This window comes from Psychrobacter sp. NG254 (assembly GCF_015277735.1).
In the GTDB taxonomy this organism is placed as follows: domain Bacteria; phylum Pseudomonadota; class Gammaproteobacteria; order Pseudomonadales; family Moraxellaceae; genus Psychrobacter.
In genome coordinates this window covers 150,221-168,267 of sequence record NZ_JADHDA010000005.1, presented here as the reverse complement: position 1 = coordinate 168,267, position 18,047 = coordinate 150,221, and the positions used below count along the sequence as shown (strand labels likewise).

The window sequence follows — 18,047 nt, the reverse complement described above, 5'->3', positions numbered from 1 at the left end:
TCCTTATTATGAGGTGTCAAATTCGCCTTATGATGGGTTATTTTGATTCATCGCATCAACCACTGGTGGCATTGGCTTTGGCAGTTTTCCTTCTGCTTGTAGCTCTTTGGTAGTTTTTGCATCGATAGACAGTCCAGCGATTAGCGCGATGTCTTTAACGGCCTTGCGCTTACGTGTGGCAAAACTAACTGGTACCATGCGCGCAAATTCATAGATATACAAATAAGACTCTTCGCCGCCTTCAAAATCTTCGTCGTCTTCTAAGCGAATGCCACCGATTTTGGCCAAATCAGACAGCATCTCATTTTCTTCCTTGGTGAGGCCACAGTCGGTGATACCAAAACCGGTCATAAAACCGTTTGCCCACTGTTTCAATGCCATCACGCGCTCGTATAAGTCATGTTCATCATCTGGCACCAGCGGTGTATAAGAATACGCATCATCTTTATCTTTTAGCTGAAACACAGTGTCTTCGGCTTCTTCTGTCAATAAGGTCAATGCTTCATCAGGTAGCGATGAAAAACTTAGCTCTTCAAACACCTTGGCCCAGACGGCCTCATCAGGGGCATTACAAGCCGTCATCAGCCCTGTCATCATGCCATGCACCTCGCTGATAGACACATCGGTCCAATCGTCAAACGCAGTCAACCAAGTGTTCCAGCCAGAGATATTATCATTCATAATAGAGATCCTAGTAATTGATTTGCTTATAAAGTAAAAACAGTCGCGGCAAGATGTCCTAGACAAATCACCCACGAATAAAAGTAAAAATACCAAGCCTCATGCTTGTAATTACTTTGTTGATATAGATATTATGCGGTCACCTATGGCATTATTAAATGCAGCGAACAAAACTCATTCACGCTTACTTGTTAAGGATAAAAACTGACTATGTATGACCAACTTAGAATATTAGAAAAAATGGTACTCGACATCAAAAAACAGTATCAGCTTGTCAGTGCTGAACTTAGCAGCCTAAAACAACATCCTGTTACTGATTCAAAAGAGTTCACCGCCTTAAAAACCAAGCTTGATACCAGTCATAGCGAACGTGATGCTGCTAAAAAACAATTGAATGATCTCGACAAGCGCTATCAAAGCCTAGCAGAAGCACATCATATGATTGGTGAAGATCAAGACAAACAACAAAAAGAAATCAGCCAATTGCAACAACAAAATAGCGACCTGCAAAAGCATAATAACGAACTCAAACAGCAATACAGTGATATCAAACAACAGAACAGTGAGCTGCAAAAGAAAAACCAGCTGGCAGCTGAACGTACACAGGTGGTACTACAACGTCTCACGCTGATTGACCAAGCGGAAGGTTAATCATTAGCGGTAACGGATGATACAAACAAACCGTTCATCTAGCTACTCAGCACGACCTGTCATACTCGTATAGTCGGTTCAATATAATTTCGATACAAGGGAACCGAGTGCAAGTTATACATTAGTATGCTTAGCGAGGATGACGACGTAACGGATTTGTATAGATTTGACTATATCACTTATTTCATTGACCACATACGCTAGGATTAATCATGACTGATGACCAAAAAAAACTGATAGAAAAACAGCCAAACAATAACCAAGCGCAAGATATAAGGGCGCAATCTCAAAAAACCAACTCTACCGGAGCAGGCACAGCCAGCACAGTATCTCAAGCAACAATCAAACCGACTAAGCCTGTTGAGCCACAAATCAAAAAGGTCCATATCGCGATTGCAGGTGTGACCTACCCCATCTATTGCCCAGTACACGAGCAAGAAGAGCTAATGTCAGCGGTCTCTTATATAAATAATCATGCCCTTGATCTAAAAAAAGAAGCACCTAGCCTCAGTCAAGAGAGCCTATTGGTACTGTGCTGCTTGAATTTGTATGAAAAAATCCATGCCAATCAAAGAAGTGACGAAGATCGTATGCAGCAAAGCAAACAATCTGAAGCATTACTCAATAAAATCATGAAAGACGCACACTCTATTCTGTAAATGCATCGTACTTTATTAAGTCAATAAGCGCCTAGCCAATAAAGCTAAGCGCTTTTTTATGTCAGTCATTTATCTACTTACGCATAAGGTTTATAAGTCTTGCCGGCGTGAAAGTCTGCTTGATGCTCATAGTTGCAAAAGAACAACTCCTGACTGCCTTTACTATCAGCGTCAGTATTACCATCTCTATCTGTCGCCACGCTTGGCGTAGTCTGACCGGTTTCGAGTACACCGCGATATTCAGCCAAGCTGTTGCCACAAAAATTGCACTGGCGCGGTGTGGTCACATCACCTTCTTTTGGCATCATGCTTTTGGGTGCGCGTGGGTACATAAACTTATAAAAAGCCCACATCGATGCCCAAATAATGAGGATAACAATAATAACGGCAAACACGGCAATGCTCCTTCAATGAGGGATAAACGTGAGAAATGGCTAAAACAGCTCAGCCAATGATTATTCGTGACGTTTTGATAAGATAAATTTTACCGTCAATAATAGCGACAATACAATGCCTTTACCGTTTAATTGCTGATGACACTGAATTGTAGAATAAATTCACTGAATGACACTTCTAAAAAATGGCTGTGCTTATAAATGACCGTACCAACTAATGACGCTGCTTTATAAAAGAAAAACCTGGCCATGATAAGCCAGGTTTTTCTTTAAAAACAATAATCAGGTTAAAATAACAATCAGGTTTTAGCAGAATTACAGTTGTAGCTCGCTAATATCAGCCACAGTCAAGAACAACGCACGAACCTGTTTTAACAATGCCAAGCGATTGTTTTTAAGCGCAGCATCTTCACTATTAACCATCACACCGTCAAAGAACTGTGTCAACGGCTCATCTAAGCTAGCAAGCGTTTGCAATACTTGCGTATAGTCAGCCTGCTCTAGTAATGGTTGTACCACTGTCTGTGCTTGCTTCACATTCGTATATAAATTTTGCTCAGCAGTCTCAGATAGTAGCGCTTCGTCGACTGTATCAGCCACGCTCACTTCTGACTTTGCCAAGATGTTGGCAACACGTTTGTTCGAGTCAGCCAACATCGACGCTTGTGACAGCTCGCTAAATGCTTGCACTGCACGGATACGCTGATCAAAATCAAGTGGCATATGCGGGTTAATCGCTTGCACTGCCTGAATCGTATCAACGCTAACGCCTTGCTCGGTATACATCGCACGATAGCGCGAGTTTAAAAATGCCATAACTTGCGTAAAAGTATCACCCATTTTTTCAATCTTGCTACCTTCAGCATCGCTATAGCCTTTAATCGCTTGCTCAACGAGCGCTACCAAATTAATCGGCAACTGCTTTTCAATCAAAATACGCAAAATACCAATAGCAGAACGACGTAGGCTAAACGGATCTTTTGAACCCGTCGGTGCTTGGTCAATCGCAAAAATACCAACCAATGTGTCCAAACGGTCAGCCAATGCTAAGCAAATACCAATCGGTGTCTGAGGTAATACATCACCGCTGAATTTCGGCAGATATTGCTCTTCTAAACTGGCTGCGACCGCTTCTGGCTCGTTATTCAAATGCGCATAATACGTACCTGCAATACCTTGCAATTCAGGATACTCACCAACCAGTGAGCTGGCCAAATCTGCTTTAGACAAAATGCCCGCACGTACTGCTTCATCAATACTAATATCAATGCCCTGCTGCTGCATCAAGGTAGCGATAAAGGCGGCAAGTTTGGCAATACGCTCAGACTTCTCCCAAATCGTACCCAATTTGTCTTGGAATACACGATTTTTCAGGCTCTCTGTGAGCGCAAACAATGGCTGCTTTTGATCTTGTAAGAAGAAAAACTCTGCATCAGCCAAACGTGGACGCACGACTTTTTCATTACCTTCAATAATCTGATTGGGATCTTTTGACTCAATATTGGTAATAAAGATAAAGTAAGGTTGCAGCTTGCCAGCCTTATCGGTTAAGCAAAAATACTTTTGATCCGCTTGCATAGTTGAGATAAGTGCTTCTTGCGGTACTTGTAAGAAACGCGCCTCAAAGCTTGCTCTTAGAGCAATTGGGAAATCAACCAACGCGGTGACTTCATCTAATAATGCCTGTGGCACGATGGCATCTGAATTGACTTCATCTGCTAATGCTTTGACTTGGTTCTTGATCAGCATTTGACGCTTATCAAAATCCACTACTACCTTTAGACCATCGAGCAGTTGCTCATAGTCGTTGGCATGAGCAATATTATGGTAGTCAGGGCTATGGAAGCGATGACCACGCGTTTGCGTACCAGTCTGATGCCCTTGGATAGAGGCATCAATGACAGTATCATTCTGCATCAATACCGCCCACTGGACGGGACGCACAAATTCATTGCGACTCGCACCTGAACGCATACGCTTAGCTATCGGCAAATTATCTAACGCAGTTTGGAAAATAGCAGGCAGTAGCTCAGTAGTTGCTTGACCTTGAATAGTTTGTTCAAAGCCAACATAATTGCCTTTATCAGTGTTGATGGTCGTCAGCTCACTGGCTTCAATACCCAAACCTTTAGCAAAGCCTGTCGCCGCGCGGGTTGGATTACCCTCTGCATCGAATGCTGCTTTGATCGCAGGGCCACGTTTTTGCTCAGTACGATCTGGCTGCTTGTCGCTAATACCTTGAATCTGAATCGCCAAACGACGCGGAGCAGCAAAAGCTTTGATACTATCAAAGGTAATATCTGCTGCCGTCAACTGCTCGGTGACACTAGTTTGTAGCGCATCACGTAATGGTTTTAGGCTTTTTGGAGGTAGCTCTTCACACCCCAGTTCAAATAGAATAGTACTCATGGGATGCTCCTATTTATCGTTAGTAGATTGTTTAGTATCAGTACTTTCTGTTGCTATGCTGTCTGCCGCCACGTCTTCTTTTGGCAAATACTTATCGAGCGCCGCTTGACGATGTTCTTCATCTGCCAAGGGGAAGCCCAATTTAGCGCGTGCTTCGACATAACCGAAAGCAACCTTACGAGCAAGGGTACGTACACGTAGGATAAAACGCTGACGCTCAGTCACTGAAATAGCGCCGCGTGCGTCAAGCAAGTTAAACGCATGAGATGCTTTTAATACCATTTCATAAGCTGGTAGTGGCAATCCTGCCTCAACCAGCTTGTCGGCTTGTTGCTCATAAAAATCAAACATCTGCCCCATCATTGGCACATCAGCGTGCTCAAAATTATAGGTAGACTGCTCGACTTCATTTTGATGGAACACATCACCGTACGTGACACGGCCAAACTCACCATCTGCCCAGACCAAATCATAGACGCTATCGACACCTTGTACATACATCGCCAAGCGCTCAAGGCCGTAAGTGATTTCGCCAGTGACTGGGAAACACTCTATACCACCAACTTGCTGGAAGTACGTAAACTGCGTGACTTCCATACCGTTTAGCCAAATCTCCCAACCAAGTCCCCATGCACCAAGCGTTGGCGATTCCCAGTTATCTTCTACAAAGCGCACATCATGCACCAATGGATCAATACCAATGGCTCGTAGTGAGTCTAAATATAGCTCTTGGATATTAGGTGGATTCGGCTTTAGTACAACTTGGAACTGATAATAATGCTGTAAGCGGTTTGGATTGTCACCATAACGCCCATCCGTAGGACGGCGAGATGGCTGAACATAGGCAGCATTCCAGCGCTCAGGACCTAGCGAACGCAAAAACGTCGCAGTGTGAAAGGTACCTGCACCGACCTCCATATCATAAGGCTGCAATATCACGCAGCCCTTATCGGCCCAATAGTTCTGTAGGGTTAGGATTAAATCTTGAAACGTCATCGGTTGAGCATCTTTATCTTGTGTCATCGAGGTTGTCGCTTGGGATGTTGTAGTTTCGGTTTTCATAGTAAAGTCACTGTGAAATGAGGATGATTAAATAAATCTCTGATAGCACTCGTCTGCCTATTTGGCAACGACTCTATTTGCCTGCTCACCTTACTAAAAATTGACTATTTTATCCATATTTACGTCAACTAAATTTGCATAGCTGACATAAATACTCGGTTATACGAGTGATTTGTGAGCAAATCGCCATAGAAAAAGTACTGGTATGATAAATAAAAAAATACCCAAATGCGTTAGCATTCGGGCAGGAGGAAAATTGTGTCTTGGGCATCCTGATTATTCAGGCTTTTTATTTTTTGGAGAACTGCTTTTCGGTTGATTACTTTTAACGTAGCTTTTTTTAATTTCGTTTCTTTCAATACAACTTCGATTCTTTATCTACTTTTTATATACAGCTATCAGGATGACTTTACTGATAGGACTGACTGTTGGCTTTTGGCATCACTATCCACAAGACAATATAAATTAGGATACCGGGTACTGCTGCGCTCAGTGATGAAATGATAACGAATAATAATCTCACCCATGTCGGAGACCAACCTGCGTACTCTGCGATACCGCCCATCACACCCGCGATCATACGATTGTTTTGCGAGCGATGTAATTTTGCTAACTTAGCCAAATCAAATACCTCTCTATTGTTTATCCTTGTTTACTTTTTATTCTATTTTTCTGCTTACTTAACCTAAAAGTAATCTTGCTTTGCTAACTTACGATTCAGTATATCAACTATTAGAGATTAATCTGTTGAAGGTATAGACGTACTTTGTGAGTTTATGATACCTAAGCTTGCCCGAACCTGTCGTACCACCCTGCAAACCCCTGATTTTAAATAGTTATTTCAAAATGTTTCAAAGCTAACTTTGTTGCTAAATTCTTACAATAGCTCTTTATTCAACTCATTATTTTTTAATTTAATCAAAGAGATAAGTGGCATTTTGATAGCGATGATGACGGTTAAAAATCTTTAATTACCAAAAAATCACCGCTAGCGTGTTACTTCTAGATGCGCAGAAAGATTGCTGATGAAAATATAATAATATGTAGAAAAGTCATATTTACAATAACCTACCTGTAAATCCCTTAAAACCTTTATAACATGCTGATGAACAGCTTAGGTTTTAGCTGACTTATTATCAAACCTGAGAAAAATATAAATATAAAACAATAATAAGGATGACTATGTACGATACTGGATTGATGATTGGGCATTTTGAGCCCCTACACTTGGGACAGATGCGCAGTATATTGGATGCAGCAGGACAAGCCAAAACTTTACATATCGTCATTATGGCGCATCCATCACCACATCCAGACTTTACTATCACCTTACAAGACAAAGCGCGCTGGCTACAGATGGCCTGTGCCGATTTGCCCTTTATCCATATTCACACCACTCATGAGATCAAGCTGCCACTTCATGAGCACCTCTACAATGCTAATGAGGATGTCACTATCGATGTGGCTGCTAGCAATACCAAATTGCAACGTTTAATAGAAGCCCTATCAATATCAGCAGAAACGGCATTGTTTATAGCTGACGACCATCCACTCACGCGAAACGAGATTCAAGAGCAGTTACTTTTGCGTGTGGTCACGACACCGCTACAGCCTGAGTTTGACTCTTATGCCATCGCTCGTGATCCAGTCGCCCATTGGTCAGCGATTCATCCACAAGCACGCGTTGACTATACCAAAACTGTCGCTATCGTTGGCGGGGAAAGCTCAGGCAAGACAACGCTAGTCCATAAGCTTGCCAATTATTATGGTGCCAGCTTTGCCCTAGAAATGGGGCGTCTGTATGTCGGTACAGATTTGGGTGGTAGCGAGGTTGGGCTGCAATATAGTGATTATGGCCCTATTTGTCTCGATCATGCTGAAGCAATCCGAGAAGCCAAAGCCCGCGCGACTGCCCCTATCACCATCGTTGATACTGACTTTGTCACTACGCAAGCATTTTGTGAAGAGTATGAGGGTCGCACGCATCCCTTTGTGGCTGCTTGTATTGATGAGTTTCGTTTAGACCACACCATTATGTTAGATAACAATACGCCATGGGTTGATGATGGTATGCGATCTTTGGGTACGCCTGAAGCTCGTGGACGCTTTGAGCAGCGTTTGATAGATATTTTTGCGCGTCACAACATTGCGCCGCATATGATTGATCAGCCCAACTATGACGCTCGCTATGAACAAGCATTACTATTAATTGATCAATATGTCTATGGCAAAAAATCATAACGTACACTGAGCATATTTATAATAACAATTTATTCAGCTAGCACACTACAGTTAGCACTATATTGATATCAGTATTTACTTTAGGGGAAAAGCAATGCGTATTCAGCTATTGGACAACATCACCGGAAAATGGGCGATGCAATGGATTGTCATTTGGTTTATTTGCGGTGTTATTGCTTTGTCCACAGGTTTTTGGCTCACGACAGACCATACCACGCTTGATTGGTTTTATTTGGCGGTCTCGTTTATTGGCTTGGTTTGCGTAGTGTCACTGTCATTCCGCAAAAACGTCATGGGCAATGGCTTTGGTATGGGGGCAACCGCAGGTGAGGTTATCGTACAGGCAACGTCTGGCGCAGTAGGCTTAATGCTTGCACCACTTTTTAACTTTTTTACCCACGTCTACGGCATCTTCTATTGGTCAAAGCACACCGATCCTGATGGCGATATGATCCCCAAGTCAGCGAGCAAAGCGGTTTGGTTGATTACCGCTGCATTTATTGCCATTGGTCTTGCCCTTTTTCCAACGGTAAATGACTTGCTCACAAGCTATGGCTACGCAGTGGTAGCAGATGATAACAGTCTGTTTTTAGGGTTTATTTCTTTCTTTTGGATCAACGTGATTGCGTTTGTACTGTCTATTACGGCTCAGGCGGCAATGATTCTGCGTTATTCATTTAACTGGTGGTTATGGATTATCGTTAACTTTGTTTGGCTCATCGTGAACCTCATGTCTGGTAACTATATTTTTGCTATCCAGACCATGGTGTATCAAGTAAACGCCTTTATCGGTCTTTATGAATGGCATCGTAGCGAACAAGGATAACGCATCTCTTATAGAAAAAGTCCCTTGCGAATTTTGAATAAAACCTTGCGGATATAGTGCTAGTAATACAACAGTATCTGACTGAGCCGTCTATCAGATGACATGGTGGACTGGCGCAATTAATGCTACAACTGATACTAAGCATACTATGAATACTTAGAGCATTATCGAATATCTGCTACTGATGTTCATTACTAACAGGGAGGTTAATATGTCTCGTCGTCAACCAAAAATGTCCAAACGTACGCTAGAGCAGTGGCTCAGTGAGTACGCTGTCAGTCACCAGAACTTAGTGAATAAAAAAATACATTGGCTATGTGTGCCGACTATTTTTGTCAGTCTGCTGGGTATGGGCATGTCGTTATCTGTGTGGTTTACCTTGGTGCTTAGCGCCTTGGTGTTGTTGTTCTATATACGCTTATCTACGCCATTGTTTTTAGCGATGGGCATATTTATTCTTATCTGTTTGTCAGTGATGGCCGTCATGCCATGGGGATTTAAAGCATGGGCAGCTGTCTTTATCGTCGCTTGGATTGGACAGTTCATCGGTCATAAAATCGAAGGAAAAAAACCCTCATTTCTTAAAGATTTACAGTTCTTATTAATCGGGCCAGCATGGGTGGCCAACAGTTTGATGCAGCGTAAATAACCAGTAATTTATGCACAAGCGTCACAAAATTGAAAAACACTTAGAACACCCCGCCCGATCAAGACCTGTTCTTTTAAATATATAAAAAGCCACCTGATGATCCATCAGGTGGCTTTTTTACACAGACTTTTTTACATTGCCTTCTTATGCAGTATAGCGTTATGCACCAAAAACTTTCATACGCTCGTCAACTGGCTTAAATGCTTTGTCCCCTGCTGGCTGCTCAATCTTACCAAATACCATCTGTGCGTTTAGGGCCCAGTCCTGATCGATGTTCCAAGTACTGGCCACTTTCTGATCGATTACTGGATTGTAATGCTGTAAATTTGCACCAACATTGATACTGGCCAATGCTGTCCAGATGACGTATTGATGCATGGCACTGGTCTGTGTTGCCCAGATTGGGAAATTGTCAGCATATAGTGGCGCAGCGGCTTGCATGCCTCTCACTACTGCCTGATCTTCAAAGAACAATACCGTACCAGCTCCATTACGGAACCCACCAATCTTATCCTTGGTCGCTTGGAATTTTTCTTCATCACCGACGATTTCGCGCAATGCGTCTTCAGTCATATCCCATAGCTTACGATGGTCATCACCGAACAATACGACGATGCGCGTTGATTGCGAGTTGAATGATGATGGTGTATGCAAAATAGCATGCTCAACCAGTTTCACGACTTCGTCATTAGATACTGGTAGTTGGTCGCTTAGCGCATAGATAGAACGACGTTTTTCTGCAAGCTGCTGTAGTGTTGTTAGATCTGACATAGTGTTTCTCCACGTTGTTAGTAAAATCGTTGTTAATAAAAATAATTTTTAATATAAGTAATTGTTAGTATAAACATTCTAATTAATGGATTTCTTTGCTATCCAATGACTACATAAACAGCGGCACGTCCATCACCAGTACTCTGGCAGCTGCTTCTACATTCATAGTAAAACTCTTAGTATCCCAGATACCGAGACCATCACGAGTAGATAAAGTATTGCTCTCTATCACGACTTCACCGCTGATGACAAATACGTAAACACCATTGTTAGAATCATTTAACTGATAAGTTTGCGATATACCTTCGTCAAAATCACCCATGCTAAACCAAGCATTTTGATGAATCCAAACGCCAGCATCATCCGCATTAGGTGACAGCACTTGGCTAAACTCATTAGGCTGCATGAGCGCGTTCATATCTACTTGCTGATAGCGAGGAGTGACGTTAGTTTTGTTTGGCATGACCCAAATTTGTAAAAACTTCATGGCCTCTTCATTATCGCCATTCATCTCACTATGGGTAATGCCTGTACCCGCTGACATGACTTGAATCTCACCCGTCTCAATCACACCTTCATTACCAATGCTATCACCATGAGCGAGCTTGCCTGCTAGGGGAATGCTGATAATCTCCATATCGCGGTGAGAGTGTTTACCAAACCCGCGACCACCAATGACAAAATCATCGTTGATAACGCGTAAGGCTCCGAAGCCCATACGCTCGGGATTATGGTAATTGGCAAAACTAAAGGTATGACGACTTTTGAGCCAGCCGTGATTGGCATCACCACGAGAATCTGCTGCATGATAGATCGTTTTCATAATTTATCCTTAGGTATCAACAGATTAATTCTCTATATACTTATTATCGATTAACCCGTTTAAACAATAGCCCTATTATAATTGTTGACTATAACTAGATAAATAAGGATAAATGCAAATAACTATTCTTCTTATCAGAACAATAAGACCTCAATACCGTCGTTGACCTATTATTAAATCGTTAGAATATCCATAGAATGATGCGAGTATCTACCTTGACTGGTGCTATAAAACTCGTAGCAATCAAAATCAGCAACAATTAAAATCATTAGTTCTTGTTATGGGAACAATTAGAAGGTGTCGATAATGGGACAATTAGAAGATATGGCAATATTTGTACGCGTTGTCGATGCAGGCAGTATCACCAAAGCTGCAGAGCAACTCAACATTGCAAAATCAGCCGTCAGCCGTCGTCTCAAAGAATTGGAGATGCGACTAGGCAGTCAATTAATCAGTCGTACCACGCGCCAATCAAAACTGACACAGGCTGGTGAGCATTACTATCAGCAAGTGACCCATATCTTGAGTGCCGTCGATGCGCTCAATGAGGACACCAGCGACGCGCCAACACGTGTTGAAGGCACTCTCAAGATGACAGCACCTCTATCATTTGGCATCATGCACCTGACTGATGTGATTGATGAATATGCGAAGCAGCATCCTAGCTTACGATTTGAGCTGGACTTTTCTGATCGGCGTATCGATTTGATTGAAGAAGGCTATGAATTAGCCATTCGGATTGGAGAGCTGCGCGATTCGAGCTATCAAGCCAAGCAGCTGGCGTTGATTCGTTGTGTGATTTGCGCCAGTCCTGACTATCTGAAGAAAATGGGCACGCCTGAGACAATAGGAGCGTTAGCAGGACATGATTTTTTGGAATACAGCCTTGGTCAGACAGGTAAGATAGAGCTAGTAGATGCGCATGGTCAGCATCATTACCATGTGATGAATGCCAAAATTAAGGCTACTAATGGGGAATTTTTGATTGATCTCGCTGTCAAAGGGCACGGCATCATCGCTATACCGACGTTTCTTGCCTACAAAAAACTGGCGCGTGGTGAGCTGCTGCCTATTTTACAACAGTATCAATTGCCCACATTAAATGCTTACGCGGTATATCCAAAAAACCGTTTTTTATCTCAGCGCTGCCGTTACCTGATTGATTTTATTGCAGAGCGATTCGGTGACCATCCCTATTGGGATCAGTTCTAATCAAGCTTTAACAAAACTAACATACCGTCAATACGCAACAATGCCGATATAAAGCTAATGGAGTACAAACGATACATTCGTAAGGCTAGCAAGACAGACGCTGTAGCGGTATGGGTATGGGTATGGGTATGCTAACGAGTAGACCCTATAAGTGGTTTATATCTATCGTTCTGTCTAATTTGGAAGGTATTTTGCATAAAAATACCCTCACTTCTTATGATAAGAAATGAGGGTTTAGTGCTTTTTCAAGCCATATTTGGAGCGGGAAAAGAGATTCGAACTCTCGACCCCAACCTTGGCAAGGTTATGCTCTACCACTGAGCTATTCCCGCTGATTATCGAATTGTAGTGTTGTTAACAACAACTCCGTCTCGATAGGCTGGCTATTCTATCAAATATCCTGAGTGTGTCAACATCTTTTTTAACATTTATGACCAATATTTTTGACCTAAGCCTGTTTTTATGACTCAAATAGATATAAGCAATTGATTTAAAAAATAATTAATCTTATAAAAATTATAAATTATTTTTTCGTCATAAGGGCAATTTGCAGCGCTGTTCTCATTGCTATATGGCAGATGATATATAAATCACATTTAACGTCTCTTTATTTGGCACAGTAATATCATGCTGCCATGCGTTTGACTGATTTACTTCATTTACAATCGACCATGCTATTGTTACTTTTTCACTCTTGGTTTTGGTTGGTTAACATTATTATACTTATGTCTGATTGCAGTTCAGGTAGAATTTTACCATCAGAGTAGATGAGTAAGCCCTAATAAGAGGCCAATAAGGCCCCCTTTGCCATCTACGACACTGCTTTACCCTTTGTTCGTTTGTAGGTTTTTCCACTTTATAGAGAGGATATTTTTCATGAAAAAATTATTGAGTACGACGGTAATGGCCGCTTCGTTGTCAGCCCTGGCCTTGACTGGCTGTACCAGTACGACAAGTACTGGCGCGGTTGGTGTTGATCGTCAGCAGTTGCTATTGGTGTCTAGTGAGCAAGTATTGGCATTATCTGCCCAAAGCTATGCCAAAACACTACAAGACGCAAAATCAAAAGGTGTGCTAGATACCAATACCGCTCAACTAAACCGTTTAAAAAATATTGCGAACCGCTTGGTTGGTCAAGTTGGCGTCTACCGCGCAGATGCAGCGAAGTGGCAATGGGAAGTACACACCATCAAGTCTAACGATCTGAATGCATTTGTGGTGCCGGGTGGTAAGATTATGTTTTATTCGGGCATTATCGATCGTCTGAACCTCACTGATGATGAGATTGCTGCTATCATGGGTCATGAAATCTCTCATGCATTACGTGAACACTCACGTGAGCGTCTGTCACGCGAGTATGCAACCCAAACTGGTATCGGTCTGGCTGCCAGTATATTTGGCTTATCACAAGGACAGGCTGAGTTAGCAGGTACTGCGGGTAATTTAGGCTTAAGCCTACCCCACAGTCGTACTCAAGAAAGTGAAGCCGATCAGATCGGTCTTGAGCTGATGGCGCGTGCAGGATATAACCCGCAGGCGGCTGTTACGCTTTGGCAAAAAATGCAAAAAGCGAGCCAAGGTGAGCCACCACAATTCCTCAGCACTCACCCAACGAGTAGCAGCCGTATCGCAGAGTTACAGTCACTGATGCCAAAAGTGACCCCACTTTATCAAAAGGCACGCCGTTAGTCGGTAGCTGTCCATCGGCATCGCTAATACGTTGATAATTTAGACTCTATAAAAGCAAAGTACATACCATTTATTGTGCTTTGCTTTTTTTATGGTGAGTCAGTTGTCAGAGTCTCTTAGCATTCTGTCTCACTGGCGGTGTCTGTTATAATCAATTGTTAATACTATCTGTTGATTACTCAGACAAGCAGATTACAGACTACTAGACAAATTGAGCAAAACATACTGAAGGATTATTATGAGTACCACACCTACTGCCAATGCGCTTAACAGTGAATTACAAGCTTTAGACCCTCAGCATATTGAGCTGGTCAATGAGTCAATGAATCATGCTGGTTATTTTGACGGCAAAGAAAGCCATTTTAAGCTAACGGTCGTTAGTAAAGCCTTTGAAGGTAAGCGCTTGGTCGCCCGCCATCAGCTAGTATATGGATTAGTCAACTCATTGCTGACATCACAAGGTGGCCAAGTACACGCTTTGGCTATCCATGCTTATACTCCGGTAGAATGGCAAGGCCAAAGTCCTGACAGTCCATTGTGTGCCGGTCAAAACAAGTAGACCGCTACCCGCTCTACGTGTGTCTACATACTGCAACTCTATAGGAAGCGATATTCGATGAAACATCTCCATATGCTAATGGCATTGCTAACGGTTGTGCTGTTTTTGTACCAGAGCTATTTGGTACTGAGCGCAAACAGACAAGCGCCACGTGCAATCAAGATAGCTACCCATATTATTTATGCCCTACTTATTGTGTCGGGTGCGACCATGCTGATGCAGCTGATGGGTGCTAATGCACCGATACAGTGGGTATTTGCCAAAATAATCTTACTCATCGCTGCGATCAGTTCTAGCATAAAAGCGTTCAAACCAGATGCGACTCCTACACAGCGAAAGACCGGCATTCTTATTGCTGCCGTTGGCTATATTGGTATCGTGATTCTTGCCTTTGCCAAGCCGGATAACTTGTTTTAGAGTAGCTTATCGTATTTATTTAACTGCTAAATAGCGTCCGTTCACGATTACTACTGATGGACTGATGGCTTCAATCAGTCTATGAATAAAACAAAAGCATGGTCGGCTGGTAATATTTTTTCGATATCTTAATGATGCTATTTTTGCTATCTTAAATAGATAATATACAATCACTTAGCCCGTTGGAGCCATTATGAAAACGTTTACGACAGCGACCCTACTGGCAACAGTTGGCATGTTTGGTCTTGCAGGCTGCGCCTCTACTGGCACTATCACACCGCAGTATGTGCCTCCTAGCACTTATCAGAGCTATGATTGCCAAGCACTCAGCCAAGAGTACAATCGCGTCAATCGCTACGTGCAAGCTGCACGCAATGAGCAATCTACTTTGTCAGCGTCAGGCGTGGGTGTGGGTATATCTGCAGGACGTTGGGGCATCTCGCCTAATATCAGCTTTGGGGTGGGTAAAAGCAACGATACCAAAGCGCGCGATGCAAAATTATCGAGGCTTTATGGTGAGAACGATGCAATCGTTCAATCGGCTCGTATTCAACGCTGTAGCTTTGTAAATGGCATTAAGATTTATGGTGAATAGTATTAAGCAAAAGCTGTCTAAATGATTAAGATAGTGCATGACACAGCAAAAAAGCCAATATGCAGATCGCGTATTGGCTTTTTTATTATTAACGCTTTATATAGTAGACAACTTGAGTACTTAGATAGACAGCATGGACAAGCAATCACCTAATCTAACTCATGCTATGACGGTAAGCTTTGCACCCACTGAATGATTTGATGACTTGGCAATGCGCCTGATTGCCGTGCCACCTCCCTACCGTTCCTAAAAGCGACCATCGTCGGTAAGCTGCGAATATTATAGGGCGCTGCTGCTTGCTCGTATTTGTCGGTTTGGATTTTGGCAAAGACCACCTGAGGCAAATGACTGGCAGCAACCTTGAACTCTGGTGCCATCATGAGACATGGCTGACACCAGCTTGCCCAAAAGTCTACAATGGTCAATACCTCATTTTTTTGAATGACTTTATTAGCTGTCTGCGCATTCAGCTCACGTGGGCTAGCTGTCAGCAATGCTTGACTGCATTTACCGCATTTCGGATCAGCACTGAGACGTGTAGCAGGTATACGATTGGTTGCTTGACAATGTGGGCACACTAAATGAAAACTTTGTTCGCTCATTACTTGATTCCTATTTTAATTATTCTAATCGTTTTGTCATCTTAAATACTCTAATGCTTTGCTCTAAAAGCTATTTGCATTGATTGGCTACACGAATAATTTTAGCATGATTGTTCATCTTAGTACTCTATACTGCTGAATGCGCAATGCCGCTATATACGTAGCTCATCGGTCGTGGACCTGGCAAATATGCTTCGCTCAACTCATCGATGACAAAACCAGCTTCTCTAATAATCGCTGGAATATCACGATTGAGGTGACACCCACCTGCCATCGGTTTCCAAAAAGGCGTCAATCGATGTTGCCAGCGCTCAATAGAGACATCTGGTGCCAGTCCATGCTCACAAAATAGTAAGCGACCGCTAGGTTTTAGCACGCGTGCCATTTCTCGAAGCGCGGCTACTGGATCATCAATACTACACAAGGTAAAAGTCATGACAATGGTATCAAATTGATCTGTATCAGCATGAATACCTTGTATATCGACGGCTATCACTTGCACTGGAATGCTAATGTCAGCGGCTCGTTCGCGAGCGAGCGATTGCATCTGAGCCGCTGGATCGACACCGATAATAGAAGAGACTTTATTAGCATCATAAAACTGCAAATTTAGACCACTGCCAATACCAATTTCCAACACCTCACCTAGTGCCTGAGGGACGATTTTGGACCGCGCTTTCATCACATAACCTGTACTACAAGTGATATCTATCAGCTTTGGCAATACATAACGCTCATATGGATTCATTGCTCTCTCCAGTTATTGCCGCACTTAGCGCTTGCAGTTGGTCATACACAGCATCTATAAAACGGACAGTTACAGATTAGCATTCTTATAGATATTAATCATACGATACTTACGTAGAGCTGCATCGGGTAACGATTTTCAGTTATTTCATTGTTCAACTTATCCACCGAGTACATTAATCGGTACTTTTAGATAACGCGTACCATTATCCTCTGGCTCTGGAAAGTTTCCTGCATCAATATTGATTTGCACTGCTGGAATAATCAAGCGCGGCATATCCAGCGTGGCATCACGGCGCTCACGCATCTGTACAAACTCAGCTTCGTTTATACTGTCTTTGACATGGATGTTTTCTAGTTTTTGTGCTGCAACCGTCGTGGTTGGACAGTGTTTTCGTCCTTCGCCTGGATAATCATGGCACAGATACATAGTCGTATCTTCGGGAAGCGCCAATAGCTTTTGGATAGACTGGTAAAGCGTTTTGGCATCGCCACCAGGGAAATCACAGCGGGCTGTACCTACATCTGGAGCAAACAAAGTATCACCAACGAACACCACTGTTTTTTCGTCATCATAAGCCAGATAAGCCATGTCAGCACGGGTATGACCGGGCACGTACATCGCAGTGATGGTAATACCACCAAGCGCTAGTGTCTGGCCTTCATCTGTCAAAATATCAAACTGACTGGCATCTGTGCGAAAACTGGTATCAAAATTAAAGATTTGCTTAAAGATTTTTTGTACTTCGGTAATATGCTGACCGATGACCAATTGTCCGCCTAGACTTTCTTTGACATGGATCGCAGCCGATAGATGATCTGCATGGGCATGGGTCTCAATGATGTACTGAAGCGACCAGCCCTGCTCGCGTACGAATTCAATGACTTCATCAACACTACTGGTATTCGTTCTGCCTGATTTGGCATCAAAGTTTAATACTGGATCAATGATGGCGCATAACTGCTGCTCGACATCGGCGAGTACATGGGTATAGGTTTCTGTATCACTGTCTAAAAAAGAATGAACTTGCATGGCTACCTCTTCATTTATATATGACC

General features: G+C 42.7%; 20 protein-coding genes and 1 tRNA gene. 10 read left to right on the top strand and 11 right to left on the bottom strand.

Going from position 1 to position 18,047, the window contains the following annotated elements; genetic code table 11:
* Positions 1 to 27: 27 nt before the first annotated feature.
* On the bottom strand, positions 28 to 681 hold the full coding sequence (locus tag IP510_RS10100; protein ID WP_194364659.1) for a UPF0149 family protein: 654 nt from the start codon (positions 679 to 681) through the stop codon (positions 28 to 30).
* Positions 682 to 891: 210 nt separating this feature from the next.
* On the opposite strand from IP510_RS10100, the gene IP510_RS10095 reads away from it, so the two are divergent.
* Together IP510_RS10095 and IP510_RS10090 are read left to right on the top strand one after the other, a co-directional pair.
* Positions 892 to 1,332, top strand: coding sequence for a hypothetical protein (locus tag IP510_RS10095; protein WP_194364658.1), 441 nt, complete (start codon positions 892 to 894; stop codon positions 1,330 to 1,332).
* Positions 1,333 to 1,544: 212 nt separating this feature from the next.
* Positions 1,545 to 1,991 (top strand): cell division protein ZapA, encoded by a 447-nt coding sequence (locus tag IP510_RS10090; RefSeq protein ID WP_194364657.1) that lies wholly within the window; start codon positions 1,545 to 1,547, stop codon positions 1,989 to 1,991.
* Between the two features lie 77 nt (positions 1,992 to 2,068).
* Here IP510_RS10090 and IP510_RS10085 read toward each other — a convergent pair whose 3' ends face one another.
* The 4 genes from IP510_RS10085 to IP510_RS10070 form a co-directional block, all read right to left on the bottom strand.
* A complete protein-coding gene (locus tag IP510_RS10085) occupies positions 2,069 to 2,386 on the bottom strand; it encodes a hypothetical protein (RefSeq protein ID WP_320154195.1) in 318 nt (105 codons plus the stop codon).
* Positions 2,387 to 2,701: 315 nt separating this feature from the next.
* Entirely contained in the window at positions 2,702 to 4,795 is a 2,094-nt protein-coding gene (gene glyS / locus IP510_RS10080; protein ID WP_194364656.1) for a glycine--tRNA ligase subunit beta, read from the bottom strand.
* Positions 4,796 to 4,804: 9 nt separating this feature from the next.
* The gene (glyQ, locus tag IP510_RS10075; RefSeq protein ID WP_194364931.1) at positions 4,805 to 5,791 is read right to left on the bottom strand and encodes a glycine--tRNA ligase subunit alpha; all 987 of its coding nucleotides are present in this window, start codon (positions 5,789 to 5,791) and stop codon (positions 4,805 to 4,807) included.
* 475 nt (positions 5,792 to 6,266) lie between these two features.
* Positions 6,267 to 6,479, bottom strand: a complete 213-nt coding sequence (locus tag IP510_RS10070) for a PspC domain-containing protein (protein WP_194364655.1) — start codon at positions 6,477 to 6,479, stop codon at positions 6,267 to 6,269.
* A 560-nt stretch (positions 6,480 to 7,039) separates the two neighbouring features.
* On the opposite strand from IP510_RS10070, the gene nadR reads away from it, so the two are divergent.
* The 3 genes from nadR (at position 7,040) to IP510_RS10055 (ending at position 9,573) form a co-directional block, all read left to right on the top strand.
* Positions 7,040 to 8,098, top strand: a complete 1,059-nt coding sequence (gene nadR, locus IP510_RS10065) for a multifunctional transcriptional regulator/nicotinamide-nucleotide adenylyltransferase/ribosylnicotinamide kinase NadR (RefSeq protein WP_194364654.1) — start codon at positions 7,040 to 7,042, stop codon at positions 8,096 to 8,098.
* Positions 8,099 to 8,192: 94 nt separating this feature from the next.
* Positions 8,193 to 8,924: a nicotinamide riboside transporter PnuC gene (pnuC, locus tag IP510_RS10060; protein WP_194364653.1), complete on the top strand. Its 732-nt coding sequence runs from the start codon at positions 8,193 to 8,195 to the stop codon at positions 8,922 to 8,924.
* A 211-nt stretch (positions 8,925 to 9,135) separates the two neighbouring features.
* The gene (locus tag IP510_RS10055) at positions 9,136 to 9,573 is read left to right on the top strand and encodes a DUF962 domain-containing protein (RefSeq protein ID WP_194364652.1); all 438 of its coding nucleotides are present in this window, start codon (positions 9,136 to 9,138) and stop codon (positions 9,571 to 9,573) included.
* Between the two features lie 159 nt (positions 9,574 to 9,732).
* Here IP510_RS10055 and IP510_RS10050 read toward each other — a convergent pair whose 3' ends face one another.
* On the bottom strand, positions 9,733 to 10,344 hold the full coding sequence (locus tag IP510_RS10050; RefSeq protein ID WP_194364651.1) for a nitroreductase family protein: 612 nt from the start codon (positions 10,342 to 10,344) through the stop codon (positions 9,733 to 9,735).
* 109 nt (positions 10,345 to 10,453) lie between these two features.
* Entirely contained in the window at positions 10,454 to 11,167 is a 714-nt protein-coding gene (locus IP510_RS10045) for a pirin family protein (protein ID WP_194364650.1), read from the bottom strand.
* A 306-nt stretch (positions 11,168 to 11,473) separates the two neighbouring features.
* Here IP510_RS10045 and IP510_RS10040 point away from each other — a divergent pair, with 306 nt between their 5' ends.
* The gene (locus IP510_RS10040) at positions 11,474 to 12,379 is read left to right on the top strand and encodes a LysR family transcriptional regulator (protein WP_194364649.1); all 906 of its coding nucleotides are present in this window, start codon (positions 11,474 to 11,476) and stop codon (positions 12,377 to 12,379) included.
* A gap of 257 nt (positions 12,380 to 12,636) precedes the next feature.
* On the opposite strand, the gene IP510_RS10035 is transcribed toward IP510_RS10040, so the two are convergent.
* Positions 12,637 to 12,711, bottom strand: a tRNA-Gly gene (locus IP510_RS10035).
* 544 nt (positions 12,712 to 13,255) lie between these two features.
* Between IP510_RS10035 and IP510_RS10030 the strand changes: the two genes are divergently transcribed.
* The 4 genes from IP510_RS10030 (at position 13,256) to IP510_RS10015 (ending at position 15,639) form a co-directional block, all read left to right on the top strand.
* Positions 13,256 to 14,068 carry a M48 family metallopeptidase gene (locus IP510_RS10030; RefSeq protein WP_194364648.1) on the top strand — a complete coding sequence of 271 codons (813 nt, stop codon included), beginning with the start codon at positions 13,256 to 13,258 and terminating at the stop codon, positions 14,066 to 14,068.
* Between the two features lie 238 nt (positions 14,069 to 14,306).
* The gene (locus IP510_RS10025; protein WP_194364647.1) at positions 14,307 to 14,627 is read left to right on the top strand and encodes a BolA family protein; all 321 of its coding nucleotides are present in this window, start codon (positions 14,307 to 14,309) and stop codon (positions 14,625 to 14,627) included.
* 57 nt (positions 14,628 to 14,684) lie between these two features.
* Positions 14,685 to 15,044 carry a SirB2 family protein gene (locus tag IP510_RS10020; protein WP_194364646.1) on the top strand — a complete coding sequence of 120 codons (360 nt, stop codon included), beginning with the start codon at positions 14,685 to 14,687 and terminating at the stop codon, positions 15,042 to 15,044.
* A gap of 193 nt (positions 15,045 to 15,237) precedes the next feature.
* Positions 15,238 to 15,639 carry a hypothetical protein gene (locus tag IP510_RS10015; RefSeq protein ID WP_194364645.1) on the top strand — a complete coding sequence of 134 codons (402 nt, stop codon included), beginning with the start codon at positions 15,238 to 15,240 and terminating at the stop codon, positions 15,637 to 15,639.
* A gap of 164 nt (positions 15,640 to 15,803) precedes the next feature.
* On the opposite strand, the gene trxA is transcribed toward IP510_RS10015, so the two are convergent.
* The 3 genes from trxA to IP510_RS10000 all read right to left on the bottom strand — a co-directional run bounded on the left by trxA (position 15,804) and on the right by IP510_RS10000 (position 18,021).
* On the bottom strand, positions 15,804 to 16,241 hold the full coding sequence (trxA, locus tag IP510_RS10010; protein WP_194364644.1) for a thioredoxin: 438 nt from the start codon (positions 16,239 to 16,241) through the stop codon (positions 15,804 to 15,806).
* 127 nt (positions 16,242 to 16,368) lie between these two features.
* A complete protein-coding gene (locus IP510_RS10005) occupies positions 16,369 to 16,989 on the bottom strand; it encodes a class I SAM-dependent methyltransferase (protein WP_194364643.1) in 621 nt (206 codons plus the stop codon).
* A 159-nt stretch (positions 16,990 to 17,148) separates the two neighbouring features.
* Complete coding sequence (locus tag IP510_RS10000) at positions 17,149 to 18,021, bottom strand: MBL fold metallo-hydrolase (RefSeq protein WP_194364642.1); 873 nt, start codon at positions 18,019 to 18,021, stop codon at positions 17,149 to 17,151.
* Between the last annotated feature and the right edge of the window lie 26 nt (positions 18,022 to 18,047).

What these genes read in the sequence shown, in the direction of transcription:
- IP510_RS10100 (WP_194364659.1), bottom strand. Translation starts at nt 681, where the DNA reads ATGAATGATAATATCTCTGGCTGGAACACTTGGTTGACTGCGTTTGAC.
- IP510_RS10095 (WP_194364658.1), top strand. Translation starts at nt 892, where the DNA reads ATGTATGACCAACTTAGAATATTAGAAAAAATGGTACTCGACATCAAA.
- IP510_RS10090 (WP_194364657.1), top strand. Translation starts at nt 1,545, where the DNA reads ATGACTGATGACCAAAAAAAACTGATAGAAAAACAGCCAAACAATAAC.
- glyS (WP_194364656.1), bottom strand. Translation starts at nt 4,795, where the DNA reads ATGAGTACTATTCTATTTGAACTGGGGTGTGAAGAGCTACCTCCAAAA.
- glyQ (WP_194364931.1), bottom strand. Translation starts at nt 5,791, where the DNA reads ATGACGTTTCAAGATTTAATCCTAACCCTACAGAACTATTGGGCCGAT.
- nadR (WP_194364654.1), top strand. Translation starts at nt 7,040, where the DNA reads ATGTACGATACTGGATTGATGATTGGGCATTTTGAGCCCCTACACTTG.
- pnuC (WP_194364653.1), top strand. Translation starts at nt 8,193, where the DNA reads ATGCGTATTCAGCTATTGGACAACATCACCGGAAAATGGGCGATGCAA.
- IP510_RS10055 (WP_194364652.1), top strand. Translation starts at nt 9,136, where the DNA reads ATGTCTCGTCGTCAACCAAAAATGTCCAAACGTACGCTAGAGCAGTGG.
- IP510_RS10050 (WP_194364651.1), bottom strand. Translation starts at nt 10,344, where the DNA reads ATGTCAGATCTAACAACACTACAGCAGCTTGCAGAAAAACGTCGTTCT.
- IP510_RS10045 (WP_194364650.1), bottom strand. Translation starts at nt 11,167, where the DNA reads ATGAAAACGATCTATCATGCAGCAGATTCTCGTGGTGATGCCAATCAC.
- IP510_RS10040 (WP_194364649.1), top strand. Translation starts at nt 11,474, where the DNA reads ATGGGACAATTAGAAGATATGGCAATATTTGTACGCGTTGTCGATGCA.
- IP510_RS10030 (WP_194364648.1), top strand. Translation starts at nt 13,256, where the DNA reads ATGAAAAAATTATTGAGTACGACGGTAATGGCCGCTTCGTTGTCAGCC.
- IP510_RS10025 (WP_194364647.1), top strand. Translation starts at nt 14,307, where the DNA reads ATGAGTACCACACCTACTGCCAATGCGCTTAACAGTGAATTACAAGCT.
- IP510_RS10020 (WP_194364646.1), top strand. Translation starts at nt 14,685, where the DNA reads ATGAAACATCTCCATATGCTAATGGCATTGCTAACGGTTGTGCTGTTT.
- IP510_RS10015 (WP_194364645.1), top strand. Translation starts at nt 15,238, where the DNA reads ATGAAAACGTTTACGACAGCGACCCTACTGGCAACAGTTGGCATGTTT.
- trxA (WP_194364644.1), bottom strand. Translation starts at nt 16,241, where the DNA reads ATGAGCGAACAAAGTTTTCATTTAGTGTGCCCACATTGTCAAGCAACC.
- IP510_RS10005 (WP_194364643.1), bottom strand. Translation starts at nt 16,989, where the DNA reads ATGAATCCATATGAGCGTTATGTATTGCCAAAGCTGATAGATATCACT.
- IP510_RS10000 (WP_194364642.1), bottom strand. Translation starts at nt 18,021, where the DNA reads ATGCAAGTTCATTCTTTTTTAGACAGTGATACAGAAACCTATACCCAT.